Consider the following 14,234-nt stretch of genomic DNA (forward strand, 5'->3'; position numbering starts at 1 on the left):
TCGGAGTAAAATAGTGTTTAAAAAAATAAGTTTATTAATGATTTTTTTATTTTGTTCTTTAACACTTGCTAGGGATATTGATTATCAAAAAGAAAGTCAAAATATTAAGCAAATTTTGAATGAAAGCATGGTGTTATATAAAGATAATAAAAATTTAGAAGCTAAGAAAAAAGCTGAAGATGCATATTTTCAGCATTTTGAAACCATGGAAGGCTCTATTGGTCGCAATGTCGGTAGAAAAGTCATTGTGATGGAGCGTAAATTTATTAATTTAAGAAAAATGTATAAAGATAAAGAAGATATTTCTAAGATAGAAGCTTTAATTAGTAGCTTGTATTTTGATTTAGATGAGGTCGTTCCTATATTAGAAAAAGGATTTCAATTAAAAGCCGAAGCTAGTGATATAAATTATGATAAAAAAGCAGCTGAAAGCTCATCTTTAAAAGCAGAAAAAGAGCGTCAAGCGCAAGCTGAAGCTATGTTTGCATCTTTACTTGGAGAGGATATTAAAGGACAAGCATCATCAAATTTGACTCAAAATTCAACTACTCAAGAGCAAAATATCCAAAAAGATGAAACATTATTAGCCTTACAAGAAGCTTCAGCTATGGATGCAAGATTGCAATTTTTAATGGATTCAATGATTTCAAAACTTGATCAAGCAGCATTGGCTTTTGTAAATAAAGATTACCAAAAAGCTAAAGATTTAATCCAATCAGCATTATTCGAAGATTATAGAAATTCAAAGGTAGAAGTTTTAGTAGCAAGATACACAAAAGCGGGTATGGATAAAAAAATTCAAACAAAACTTAGAACTATAATAAGAAAAATCAACAATAACACTTTGGATGAAAAAGCTATAAGAGATGAAATTTCAGACATATCAGATTTATTATATGAAGCATTCCTAGCTTTACCTAAAGAAGAATTAGCTTTACTTCAGGTTAAAGGCTTTGATGAAAGTGTTATGAGTACTAAAAACTATACTAAAGTATATGATGATATAAAAATTGCACTTAATAATATTTTACAAAATTATGATGGTTTTAATTTAAATAGCATAGATGCTTTACAAAATGTTTATTTGGATATTTTTGAAGCAAGTGGTATGGAAAGTAAAATTGGTGCTATTGATAGTGCTTTAAAATTAAAAATAGAAAGTTATTTTTCAAAAGGTGTTGCACTTATTAAAGCAAGTGCTTCTAAAGAAGAATTAAAACAGAATTTTGATGAGCTTGGTGCATTAATTGAAAATTCTTTGGATAAAATTCAAGAATCTTCACCTATGTCTTTATTTATATGGGCTTTGGGTATTATCTTAAGAGAAGGTTTAGAGGCTTTAATCATTGTTGTAGCCATAGTTTCATATTTAGTTCAAAGTGGCAATAAAAAGCGTTTAAGTATAGTATATTCAGCACTTTGGAGTGGAGTATTTTTAAGTTTTGTAACTGCATTTTTTATTTCATGGATTTTTAAAGAACAAGCAGGGCAAAGTAGAGAATTTTTAGAGGGCATTACTATGCTTGTGGCTGTTGCATTACTATTTTATGTCGGTTTTTGGCTTTTATCAAATGCGCAAAATAAAAAATGGGCAAATTATGTAAAAACTCAAGCAGTTGAAGCTATCTCAAATAATTCAGCAAAAACTTTATGGTTTAGTGTGTTTTTAGCTGTATACAGAGAAGGTGCTGAAACTATTCTTTTTTATCAAGCTTTATTATTTGATGCAAAAACAAGCACAGATTATAGTTTTATATTTATAGGATTAGCTAGTGGATTAATTATACTTATAATACTTTATTATTTATTAAAAGCTGGTGCTTTAAAAATACCAGTAAAACAATTTTTCTATATAACTTCATACATTATTTTTTATATGGTCTTTGTCTTTACAGGCAAAGGCATTGGTGAGCTCATAGAAGCCAAGGTTATTACACCAAGCTTACTTCCTTTTGATTTTGAAGGAATTTTATGGCTTGGAATTTATCCTTACTATGAGAGCATCATACCTCAGTTTATGGTTTTAATCTTACTCATTATGGGTATTTTTATAACAAAGCAAATTTCAAATAAAAGGGAAAAAATATGAAAAAAACTTTATTAAGTTTAGGTGCAGCAGCTAGTATTTTAGCTAGTTCAGTTTTTGCAGCAGAGGTGCCAATTGGCGATCCTTATGAATTAAATGGTATGGAAATAGCAGCAGTTTATTTACAGCCAATCGAAATGGAGCCAAGAGGGATTGATCTTGCAGCAAGTTTAGCAGATATTCACCTTGAAGCAGATATTCATGCATTAAAGGGTAATAAAAACGGCTTTCCAGAAGGTTTTTGGATTCCTTATTTAACTATAGCTTATAAGCTAACTAATCTTGACAATGGTAAAGTAAAAACAGGAACTCTTATGCCTATGGTAGCAGATGATGGCCCTCACTATGGTGCAAATTTAAAAATGGATACAGGCATAGGAAACTATGAGTTAGTATTTTTAATAGAAAGCCCAGAAAAACAAGGTTTTGGACGCCATGTTGATAAAGAAACAGGTGTTGGTAAATGGTTTGAGCCATTTTCAGTTAAATACAACTTTAAATACACAGGAAAACCTAAGTGATTTTTTCCCTAGCTTTTTGCTAGGGTTTATTTATAAAATTATTGATTTTATAAATAAATTCTATCAAAGAAGAGCCCATGTCGATTTATTTTGTACATTTTTTTGGAGTATTTTTTTCTTACGCACTTTTAAGTGCTTTATTTTTTTATAATCTAAAAAATTCTTTAGTGTTTAAACTTGCTTTTGTGGGTTTTGTTTTTTCTTATTTTGCTTTTTTTATTAGCGCTAAAACACTAAGTTATGATTTGTTGTATTTTTCTAATGATGTTTTATTTGTTTTATTGTTTTTAAGTGTTATCATTTTTTCTTTTATAAAAAATAATTTTTTAAAAGAAAAAATTCAAGCAATATTGCTTTTTTTATTATCTTTTGCTTTTGGTATAAAATACTTACATATTTCTATCGACTTTCCTATATTAAGCACTAATTTTTTAGATTCTTTAGCGATTAGTTCTTTTGGGCTTATTTTGCTTGCTTTTGTGATGTGTTTTGGGGTTTATCTTTTTACAAGATGGCTAAGGGAATTTAAATTTAAATTTTTAAATTTATTTTTACTCATTATCGTGATTTTTTATCTAAATGAAGCTTTAGCACAAATTTTATTGCACCTTATGAGAGAAGGTGTGATAGAAACAGAAAGTTTATATTTAAGCTATGTGGCAAAAAGTGTATATTATGCTAAATTCTATACATATATATGGTTTTTATTGCTAGGAATTTGTATAGTTTTAGCTTTAAAGCAAAGAGTGAGTGAAAACAGCAAGAAAAAAGATTTTGATATAGAATTTAGAAAAAATCAAGTAAAAAATTCAACTATAACTAATTTTAGTGCAAGTATTTTTAGTGCTATGATTTTAAGTCTTTGTATTTTTCTCTTTTATGACTTGCATGCTTCAAGACCAATCACCATAGACGAGCCAACCTATGTAGAGCCAAATGAAAATAATGAATTTGTTTTTGATGTGGCAATATTAAGAGATAATAACTTACATCGCTTTGCTTATATTAGCGATGAGGGTAAAGTGGTAAGATTTTTCTTGATTAACAAAAGAGAAGATAAAGACTCTCCAGTAGCAGTTTTTGATGCTTGTAGTATATGTGGAGATATGGGGTATGTTAAAAAAGGTGGAGAGTTAATTTGTATTTCATGTAATGTTAGAATTTTCTTACCAAGTGTAGGTAAGGCAGGTGGGTGTAATCCTATCCCTATGAAATATAAATTTGAAAATGGTAAAGTTATCATACCTTTTTCAGAAATTTTAGATGGGGTAAATTTTTTCACTCAAGTAGTAGAAAAGAAAGTTTATGATCCTATTGATCATACCGAGCTTATTAACTTAAAAGCACCAAGATCTTATGTTTATAAAGGAAGAACATATTTTTTTGCTAATGAAAAAAATTATGAAGAGTTTAAAAACGATCCTTTAAAATACATTGATATGAATAAATCTTCAAAATATAGAATTCATAATTTATTAGGAAATGACTATGCAAGTTAAGATTGTAAAAAACTCTATTTTTCAAAATAAAATCCAAAAATCTCTAGCCTTACTAACGATTTTTTTAGCTACTTTACTTATGGCTACTATGTTAAATCTTACTTTGGGTATAGGTAATGAAATTACAAAAGAATTAAGAAGTTATGGATCAAACATTTTAGTTTTACCTAAAGGTGCAAGTTTGAGTGTAGAAGTGGGTAATAAAATTTATGAGCCTTTGAAAAATCAAAATTTTTTAGAAGAAAACAAGCTCCATACTATAAAAGAAATTTTTTGGAGAAATAATATCAATGCCTTTGCGCCATTTTTAGATACTCAGGTAAAAATTCAAACTCCAAATGCAAATTATGAAAATATCTCTTTAGTGGGAACTTATTTTGATAAGGCTATAAAGATTCAAGATGATGATGATTTTTATGCAGGTATTAAAGAATTATACAAATATAGTCAAATCAAAGGAAATTACCCAAAAGATGATAGTTTAGATGAAATAATGCTAGGAATAGATTTAGCACAAAAGTACGATTTAAAAATAGATGATGAAATCACCCTTGTGCAAAATGATCAAATTTTTAAAGTAAAAATTGTTGGTATTATGGATTTAACTCAAGCTTTTTCAAATAAAATCATCACTTCTTTGCTTTTAGCACAAAAGCTTTCTAAAAAAGAAGGTTTATTCTCAAAAGCAGAAGTTTCAGCTTTGACTATACCTGAAAATGATTTAGCGCAAAAAGCAAGACGCGATGTAGATAGTCTTGATCAGCTTGAGTATGATCAGTGGTATTGCACTGCTTATGTAAGTTCTATTGCCTATCAAATTGCAGAAGATTTTAAAGGTGCAAGCACAAAAGTAGTGAGTGCGATTTCAGATGCAGAAAGTTTGATAGTATCTAAAATTCAATCTTTAATGGCAGTAGTTAGCATTATATGCTTAATCGTAGCTTCCATAGCCATATCATCTTTAATGAGTGCGGATATTTTTAGAAGAAAAAGTGAAATAGGGCTTTTAAAAGCTTTAGGTGCTAGCACTTTGCAAATTTATATGATTTTTGCGTTAGAAGGGGTTGTGGTAGCTTTAGTTGGGGCTGTTTTGGGCTTTGCTTTTGGTATAGGTATGTCAGAGATTATCGCCTTGAGTATATTTGAACATACCATTGAAATTTCTTGGATTATCCTACCAATTTGTTTATTTTTTGCAGTGCTTATAGTATTTTTAGGATGTTTGTTTTCTATCAAAGGAATTTCTAAACTTTCTACTTCAGAGGTTTTATATGGGAAATAATTTTTTTATGCAAGAGGTTTTTAAATCTCTTATTTTTTCTTATAAAAGAGTTTGTATTATTTTTATAGCTGTGTTTATGGGTGCTATGGTCAGCGCCTCATTTTTTAATATTTATTTTGATATTGACACAAAATTGTCCAAAGAATTAAAAGCTTATGGAGCTAATTTTATCATCACGCCAAAAGATGATGAGTTTTTAAGCATGGATGAATTTAATCAAGCCAAAGAAAACTTGAAAGCAAAGGCTTTAACCCCATTTTTATATGGTTTTTATAATCTTGAAAGTTCAAGTGCGGTAGTTGTTGGGGTTGATTTTGCAAATTTAAAGCTTACCAAGCCTTTTATGGAGGTTTTAAAAGGAAGCTTTTCTTTGAGTGATTTTAGTGAAGATAGTGCCTTTGTGGGGGCTGATTTAGCTAAACAATTAGAGCTTAAAATAGGACAAGAATTGCAAATTTATAACCCAAATATATCTAAAATAGTCAAAGTAAAAATCAAAGCTATTTTAAGAAGCAATGATGAGCAAGATGGGGTTTTAATCATCTCTTTAAAAAAAGCTCAAGAGTTAGCAGCTAAAGAAGTGATAAATTATGCTCAAGCTATTTTACTAGGTGATTATGAAAGCTTAGATCAAAAAGCAAAAGAACTTAGCAAGGCTAATGTAGAAGCCAAAGTCATAGCTTCAGTATCCATTAGTGAAGGTGTGATTTTAGAAAAGATCAAGGCTTTGATGGCTTTGATTAGTTTAACTATTTTGCTCATCAGTTCTTTGAGCGTAAATACCACTCTTAGTGCAGTGATTTTTTCAAGAAAAAAAGAAATAGCCTTGCACCTTGCACTAGGAGCTAAGCATAAAGAAGTTATTAAACTTTTTGGAGCTGAAGTGTTTATTTTAAGCTTGAGTGCGAGTTTGCTCGGCGCTTTTTGCGGATATTTTTTAGCAAATATTTTTGGATATTTGATTTTTAATGCAAGTATAGATTTTAGATTGCTTTCAGTGTTTTTTGCGGTGCTTGTTTCTTTAGTATTTGCATTTTTTGCAAGTATCTTACCGCTAAAAAAAGCTTTAAAAATCAATGTTTGTGAAAATTTAAAGGGTGAGTGATGAAAAATATTATAAAAATTTCAAATTTAAATCGTAATTTTAATGAAGTTAAAGCTTTGCAAAATATCAACCTAGAAGTAAAGCAAGGCGAATGGCTAGCCATTATGGGCCCATCAGGTTCAGGTAAATCAACACTTTTAAATATACTTTCTTTAATGGATACTCAAAGTAGTGGGGAGTATTTTTTAGATGATAAAGAAGTTGGAAATTTAAGTGAAGAAGAAAAAAGCGTAATTAGAAGAGAAAAAATAGGTTTGATTTTTCAACAATTTCATTTAATACCTTATTTAAATGCTTTAGAAAATGTCATGCTAGCTCAGTTTTATCACTCAAGTATAGAACAAAAAGACGCTATAATGGCACTAGAAAAAGTAGGGCTTTCACACAGACTTACGCATTTACCTAGCCAATTAAGTGGCGGGGAGCAACAAAGGCTATGTATAGCAAGAGCTTTAGTGAATGATCCTGAAATTTTATTAGCAGATGAGCCAACTGGAAATTTAGATGAGGCAAATGAAAAAAATATTCTAGAGCTTTTTTGTAAATTAAAACAAGATGGTAAAACCATAGTTTTAATCACTCACAATCCAGACTTAGCTACTTTTGCTGATAGAACTATCATTTTAAGCCATGGAGTGATGAAAAGTGAAAATTAAAAGTATAATTTTAGCTTGTTTATGTTTAGTTTTTTTAAGTGCATGTTTTGAAAACAACAATAAAAATGGCGGCAAAGTAGGCTTAAAAGCACCAGAAATCGCAGCTAAAAATTTAGAAGGCGAGAAAATCAAACTAGCTGATTTTGATAATCTCATTGTTTTAACCTTTGTAGAGCAAGGTTGTGCATCTTGTTTAAAAGACTTACCGCTCTTGGAAAAACTAGCTAGCGAATACCCTAAAAAAATCACTATTTTAGCACTTGATTCTGTGGATAAGGGGAAAGATTTTGAAGAATTTGCTACAAAATATGATTATAAAAATATTATATTTTTGCAAGATGATTTAGATATATCATGGCAAAGATTTAACATTTTTGCAGTACCAACAACTTTTGTCATTAAAGATGGAGTTGTGCAAGATAAAATCATAGGAGAAAAACCATGGTCACAACTAAAAGCTTCTATTGCTTCTTGGCTTTAATAAGTGTTTTTTTCTTTAGCGCATGCTCAAATAATGAATTTCAAACCTTAAATTCAAGTCAAAACTATACTTTTAAATACGATGGTTTTGAAAAAACCTTAAAAACACAAAATGCAAATCAAGCTTATGCTTTATTTTTTTTCACGCAAGATTGTGGTGCGTGTAATGCACAAATTCCGATGCTAAATGAACTTTATAAAGAAAGAAATTTTCCTATTTTAGCGGTATTAAATGGAGCTAAATCAAAAGAAGAAGCCCAAAAAATTCTTTTGGAAAAAAAGTTAAATTTACCACTTATGTATGAAGCTAAAGCAAGCTCATTTTTGTCTAAGGCTGTGGGTGGAATTTATGGTGTGCCTGTGATAGTTTTTTATGATGAAAAAGGCAAGATAAATGAAAAATTCATTGGACTTACTCCAAAAAGTGTTTTAGAAAATAAAATTAAATTTTTACAATAACTACTGCTAACTTTTTTAAGTTTATTTTTAATTAAAAAATAAAATTTGCAATTATTTTTTTAAGTGATTTTTTATGTACTCTAAAATGCAAATATATTGTTAATGTTATTGATAGGCTGTATGTTGATTGTTTGGTATGTTACAAAAATACCCAATTAAAATAATTAACCTAAAAGCCTATAAGCAAGTATTTTGATAATTTTTTTCAAAATGAGATATTTTATATCTTATTCTTAATTTAAGCTTAAATTTATATGCATAGCAGTAGTATAACTTTTTTATGAAAATATAAAATTTCTAGGAGGTATTTTAAATACCATGAAAAGATTATTTTTTAGTTTAAACCTTAGGGGGGGGGGATATTGTTCAGTCATATTTTGAGAAAATATTGCATGATATTAAAATTTTTCTTACTCACTATATTTTCCCTAAACTCTTTAGAAGCTGCCACCCAGGCAAATTATGATAAAACTTCTAATGCTTATATTATTAAACAGCACAAATTTAATAATAATGATGTTTATGATTATAATCTTGACACATATAAACTCTTAAGTGGTAAAAACTTCTATGGTCAAATGGCTAGCAATAAAAACCTTTCAAATATTACTTTAATTTATGATAATCCTAAAGATAAGGCTCATTTGAATTTAAATAAATTAGCCTTTAGACAGCATATACTTACTCCAAGTATTAAAGAAGATGTTTTTGTAGTTAATGGTTTTCATAGTTTTAGTTCGGTTAATACCGCTTTAAATCAATTAAGCTATATACCTTTTTTAGTTTCAGCCTATACCTTTAATGCAAAAGCAAATAATAATACCTTAGTATTAAAAGCAGGGGAATTATCTTCAGTATATTATTTAAAACCTACCGATAAAGAGGTAATTAATCCTAAAGCTAGTGGTTTGGATAATAAATATAATTTTTTAATCACTCCAGCCATAGCAAGAAAAGGTGAAGCAAGCAATAATACTTTAAATTTCTTAAAAGATGCCTATGTGGATATGGGTGTTGAAAACACCTATACCTTACCTTTAAATGGTGCTCCTTATATCTTAGGTGCTTTTGGGGTTGATGCTAATACTAATAATAATACTGTGATATTAAATAAGGGAGTAAAGATAGACTTTCATACTACTCCTTATAAACAAAGCACTTTAGGGGATAATATTTTTGATGAGAGAATGACTCATGTAGTAGGAGCTTATACTTATAATGGCAATGCTAAAAATAATAAGGTTATTATAGATGGAGCTTCTTTATTAGTTCATGGTCCAAGTGGAGCATATTCTACTTCAGCTGCTACTCACTTAGGAGGAGCTTTTGTAGATGTAAATAATAATCAAAGCTATGAAGTAAGCAATAATAGTGTAATTATTAATGATTTAAAACTAGATTTAAGAGTAGATACTAAAAATACTCCATTAGTATACAATGCTATTTTAGTAGGAGCAGTTTATGGGGGTAAAATCATACAAGGTAATGCATATAGAAATGTTATTATTATTAAGGATTTACAAACCTTATTAGCATTAAATACCAATATAGAAGTAAAAGCACTCTTAGACTTTTATGCAGGTATAACTAATAATGGTATGGCTAATGATAATGTTATTTATATGAATTTGAAAAAGCCATTTGAAATCAATTTTAATTTTACCGGTAAAGATGAAATCAATCTTTATGGCGGAGTAGCTACTAAAGGAGCTAGTAGAAATAGTATAAATATAGAAGGAAGTATTACTCAAGGAGTAACAGATAAAAAAAGATATGATAAGATTAATATTATTGCTGCACAAACTCTAAGTTCTAAAGCAAATAATAATAGTATTAATATCAGTAATTCTAATTCTGATATTCCTATGTTTTTATATGCAGTTATGTCTGAAGATGGTAAATATTATGCAAGTAGTGCTAATGCTAATAGTATAGTTTTAGATAATGTAAAATCAGGTAGAAACCTCACTGCTATTATAGAAGCTGATAATTTAGAAAAAAACACTATAAAATATAATCTTGTACAATCTTTATCTAATGCTTCTAATATAGATAAAGGTTCTAAAATCATTTTAAGAGCTAATGAAAATGCTAATGATAATACTTTAAATATTAAAGATTATTCAAGTGCAGCTAGTTCTAATGTATATATTATTAATGCAAAAAATGAAAGCGCTAATAATACTTTTATCTTTGATAATCTAGCCCTAGGTACAGCTTCTGATAAAAGAGAAGGGGAAATAATAATTAGTGCAGGTATAGCCAAGAATACTCATGATAATTATACTCATATAAATAATTTAAATATAGATGAGTATAAAAACAACTCTACTATCATCATAGCAGCTTCTGGTGTATATAGTGAAAATGATAAAAGCTATGATAATACCTTATATCTAAGTGGTAATACTAATATTTTTAACAATACCAATATAGATGTATTAGCAGGAAGTTTTTTACAAACTAAAAAAGACAATAACTTTGTATCAAAAGTTCTAACACATAAAAATGGTACTAATAATCATTTAATATTAAATACAAATATAAAAGCAAATACTATTAATAACTTTGATCATTATAGCTTTATCTTAAAAGATGATACTAAAGCTTATTTAAATGCTAAAGAAGTGATTAATCTTTCTAAAGATAGTTCTATTAATGTATATACAAACAATAATGTAAAAAATAAAAGCTTTATTTTAATGCAAAGTGAAAAAGGCTTTGTAGATACAAACAATAAACACTTAAATCAAAAAGACTTACAAAGCTTATTAGAAACTATCACTAAAAACAATCAAAGCTTACATAAAAATATTAAAGCAAAAGTTCAAAAAGCTAAATACACTCTAAGTGTAAGTAAAGATGCAAAAAGCATAGTAGTAAATTTAAATTAAAAAAATAACACACAAAAAGGAGCCAACATGAAAAAACTATCAAATCACATCATACTTTCAGGTATAACTGTATCAATGCTATTTTCTCCACTAATGGCTTTACCTAGTGGAGGTAAATTTACTCACGGGACTAGTGGAACTATAAACAAACCAAATGACAATACCTTAAATATTAATGGACATGGAACAAACTCAGTCATACAATGGGGTGGTGGTTTTAGTATAGGTAAAGGTGAAAGTGTAAATTTTAATGGAAGCAATAAAAACTACCTAAACATTGCTCATGGGACAAGTAAATCTACCATAGAAGGTGTATTAAATGCAAAAGGTAATAATGTCTTTTTAATCAATCCTAATGGAGTAATCATTACTAAAACAGGAACTATTAATGCTAATCGCTTTGTGGCTTCGACTTCGTCGATGGGTGATGAGGATATACAAAAGTTTGCAAAGATGCAAAAATTTGATGATGGATTAACTTTTTCACCGGTGTTTAAACCACAAAAAGCAGGCAATGTAGTTAATATGGGTAATATTAATGCTAATAATGTATTGCTTATAGGGAATAAGGTTTTATTATATGGAACTTTTGATATTAAAAGTAAAACTTTTAATCAAATTGCAGCTTTAGATAAAGATAAAAAAACAAATATATATTTAGTTGGGAATGAAACTCATGCTGATATTGCTACCTTAAATAATATAGATAAGTTGCATATAACTGCTAAAGATGAAGGTTCTTTATATTTAGGTGCTACGGGATATTATTACAATCCATCTTCTTTTAAAAGTTTTAATTACAAACAACAAGATTATGATAATGCTTTAGATGAAACTGGAAACAAAATAGAAGTAAAGCATAATAATGAAAAATTTTTAAATAATAAATTTATAGGTATAAGTTCTGATGTGGATTGGTGGCATTTTGCTAAAGGATGGAATGAAAATAAAAGTGATTTTAGCAAAAATATCGAATATAGACTTACCAATAATATAAATTTTAAAGGCAATCAAGGCAAAGGCAAAGAAGGAAAAGATTGGCAAAACTATGCTAATTATTGTATAGATGGTCTTAATTGTACTTCTATGATGATTGGTGATAATAAAAAACCTTTTACTAAAACATTTGATGGCCAAGGATTTACTTTAAAAAATATTAATATAGAGGCTAACAATAAAAATTATGTTGGTATTTTTGGAAATTTAAGTAATGGGGCTAATATAAAGAATTTCAATGTAGATTATATGAATGGTAATGTTAAAGCAAATACGACAAATTATATTCTTTATGCAGGTGGTGTTGTCGGACTTATAGAGCAAGATGCTAAAGTTGAAGACATTGTTTTAAAAAATATCAATGAAATTATAGGCAATGGTAAAGATTATGCTTATGTTGGAGGTTTTGTTGGGGATATTGTTGATGTAGCTAATATTGATTCTCTACCTATGATAAAAAAGGGCAAAAAATATGAATTACCATCAATACAAAGTAGTAAATTTAAAAATATTACAATTTTAAATATAAACGGTATTCAGGCAGAAGGAATACAAACTTCAAGAGTAGGCGGATTTAGTGGAGCTGTTTATTCCTCCTCACTGAGTCAAAATTCTAGATATGATTTTAATAATATTTTTTTAAATCATATTGGTTATATAGGTGCAGTAACGGATAAAGCAAGTGCTAAATCAGGAGGATTTGTCGGAGAGATTATAAATGTATATAAAGAAAATAACACTCCAACTTATAATAGCTTTACAGATATTTCTTTAAATGATATAGGATTGATTCAATCTTATAACAAAGGAACATATGATCATTATTTAGATAGCTCTCATGATTTTGAGCAGGATGATTCTTTTGCTAGTGGATTTGCTGCAAGTGCTAGTGGAGGGAATTATTTTACTGGTATAACTTTAAATAATATAAAAACAATTCAAAGTATATCCAAAGACAAAGCTGAACTTAGCTATGCGTCAGGTTTTATATCGCATTCTGGTTCAAATTATTTCAACGACATAATTTTAAATGATATACAAAATATTATTTCTGAAGGAACGGGGCATAATAAAAATGGAGCAACAATAGCAACTGGTTTTGTGAGTTTTTATAATCCTAGTTATTTTTATGATATATATGCTTTTTTAATTCAAAATCACAAATTCAATCAATTGCACCTAAAAATGAAGAAAAGACTATAGTTGGTTATTTTGATATCGGAGGAAAAGATAAAGATGATAAAAGCCATCATAATATCCATGTGTGGATGCCTAAAGATATTTTAAATGGAAAACACTCTCCTGATAAAAAATCTTCTATTGATATAAAAGAATACAGCGATCAAACGCAAGCTTATAAAGAATATAAACAAAAATTGTTAGAATACTCTAGTAAGCAATTTTTAAAAGACAATCATAATTATCTTACTTTTGCTTTAAATGAGAAAAAAGATGAACTTAAAGAAGCTTTAGAATTAGATTTAAATGCTATTTTAAACAAAGAAGCTATGCTTTTCAAAGATGATTCTTTTCAAAGTAGTATTGAAAATTATGCTATTAATGATATTGCAAGTCAATATTATAAATTTTATATTAGCTCGCTAGATGATATGCTTAAAGAAAAAGATTATAAACAGATGAGTGAAGATGAGAAAATTGATTTTGTGTCTAAGTATTTTTTAAAAGATAATGAAAACAATAAAGAAGAAGCTTTGAAGATAGTTCAGAGTTTGGAATTTATAGATGCTTATCAAGAAAATGGTTTAAAGGGTGCTAATAAAGAAAAAATTTATCAAAATGAAACTTTTGAAAAATTGTTAGATAATACTGCTAATGTGATTTCTAAAAAAGATTTTATATTCGCTTTATTAAAGAAAGATTTGAAAGATTTTCTTGATAAATCTATAATACTAACAAATCAACTACAAGAAATAAAAACAAAAATTCAAGAAAATGAAAGAGAATATAATGCTTTAGCTAGTAGTGAAAATATTGATTTCAAAAAAATCAATATTTTGGCAGAAAATATTAGCAAATTAAATCAGCAACAAAAAGATATTGTTTCTCAATTGGATATTAGCCCTATAAAAAATAAAATAGAATATACTATCTCAAAAGGAGGTTTTGAAATAATAGGAGATGTTAAGCAAGATATATATACGCCAAAATTAGCACAGCTTGCATTGCAACACGCGAAAAAAGAAATTCCGTGGACAGAACTTCAACCAAGCACTCCAGTGAAAAAAGAAATTCCGT

Annotated in this window: 11 protein-coding genes; all 11 read left to right on the forward strand. The window is 28.3% G+C overall.

Features of this window, described 5'->3' with window-relative positions:
* Nucleotides 1-37 precede the first annotated feature (37 nt).
* Nucleotides 38-2,089 carry an FTR1 family iron permease gene (locus tag L8U04_RS01995; RefSeq protein WP_263672900.1) on the forward strand — a complete coding sequence of 684 codons (2,052 nt, stop codon included), beginning with the start codon at nt 38-40 and terminating at the stop codon, nt 2,087-2,089.
* On the forward strand, nt 2,086-2,607 hold the full coding sequence (locus L8U04_RS02000; protein ID WP_012661874.1) for a ferrirhodotorulic acid transporter, periplasmic binding protein: 522 nt from the start codon (nt 2,086-2,088) through the stop codon (nt 2,605-2,607). The genes L8U04_RS01995 and L8U04_RS02000 overlap by 4 nt, the downstream gene beginning before the upstream one ends.
* A gap of 77 nt (nt 2,608-2,684) precedes the next feature.
* Entirely contained in the window at nt 2,685-4,106 is a 1,422-nt protein-coding gene (locus L8U04_RS02005; RefSeq protein WP_263709288.1) for a Fe-S-containing protein, read from the forward strand.
* Nucleotides 4,096-5,388, forward strand: a complete 1,293-nt coding sequence (locus L8U04_RS02010) for an ABC transporter permease (protein WP_133319910.1) — start codon at nt 4,096-4,098, stop codon at nt 5,386-5,388. Before L8U04_RS02005 ends, L8U04_RS02010 begins: the two co-directional genes overlap by 11 nt.
* Nucleotides 5,378-6,493: an ABC transporter permease gene (locus L8U04_RS02015; protein ID WP_263709289.1), complete on the forward strand. Its 1,116-nt coding sequence runs from the start codon at nt 5,378-5,380 to the stop codon at nt 6,491-6,493. Before L8U04_RS02010 ends, L8U04_RS02015 begins: the two co-directional genes overlap by 11 nt.
* Complete coding sequence (locus L8U04_RS02020; RefSeq protein WP_012661870.1) at nt 6,493-7,149, forward strand: ABC transporter ATP-binding protein; 657 nt, start codon at nt 6,493-6,495, stop codon at nt 7,147-7,149. The genes L8U04_RS02015 and L8U04_RS02020 overlap by 1 nt, the downstream gene beginning before the upstream one ends.
* Complete coding sequence (locus L8U04_RS02025; RefSeq protein ID WP_263669958.1) at nt 7,139-7,630, forward strand: TlpA family protein disulfide reductase; 492 nt, start codon at nt 7,139-7,141, stop codon at nt 7,628-7,630. Before L8U04_RS02020 ends, L8U04_RS02025 begins: the two co-directional genes overlap by 11 nt.
* A complete protein-coding gene (locus L8U04_RS02030; protein ID WP_263662657.1) occupies nt 7,591-8,088 on the forward strand; it encodes a TlpA family protein disulfide reductase in 498 nt (165 codons plus the stop codon). The genes L8U04_RS02025 and L8U04_RS02030 overlap by 40 nt, the downstream gene beginning before the upstream one ends.
* Nucleotides 8,089-8,480: 392 nt before the next feature.
* Nucleotides 8,481-10,982, forward strand: coding sequence for a hypothetical protein (locus L8U04_RS02035; RefSeq protein ID WP_263709290.1), 2,502 nt, complete (start codon nt 8,481-8,483; stop codon nt 10,980-10,982).
* A gap of 27 nt (nt 10,983-11,009) precedes the next feature.
* Entirely contained in the window at nt 11,010-13,181 is a 2,172-nt protein-coding gene (locus L8U04_RS02040) for a filamentous hemagglutinin N-terminal domain-containing protein (protein WP_263709291.1), read from the forward strand.
* A gap of 59 nt (nt 13,182-13,240) precedes the next feature.
* The coding region (locus L8U04_RS02045; protein ID WP_263709292.1) for a hypothetical protein at nt 13,241-14,234 on the forward strand (994 nt) is incomplete at its 3' end.

It is taken from the genome of Campylobacter sp. IFREMER_LSEM_CL908 (assembly GCF_025771545.1).
GTDB classification, from domain to species: domain Bacteria; phylum Campylobacterota; class Campylobacteria; order Campylobacterales; family Campylobacteraceae; genus Campylobacter_D; species Campylobacter_D lari_D.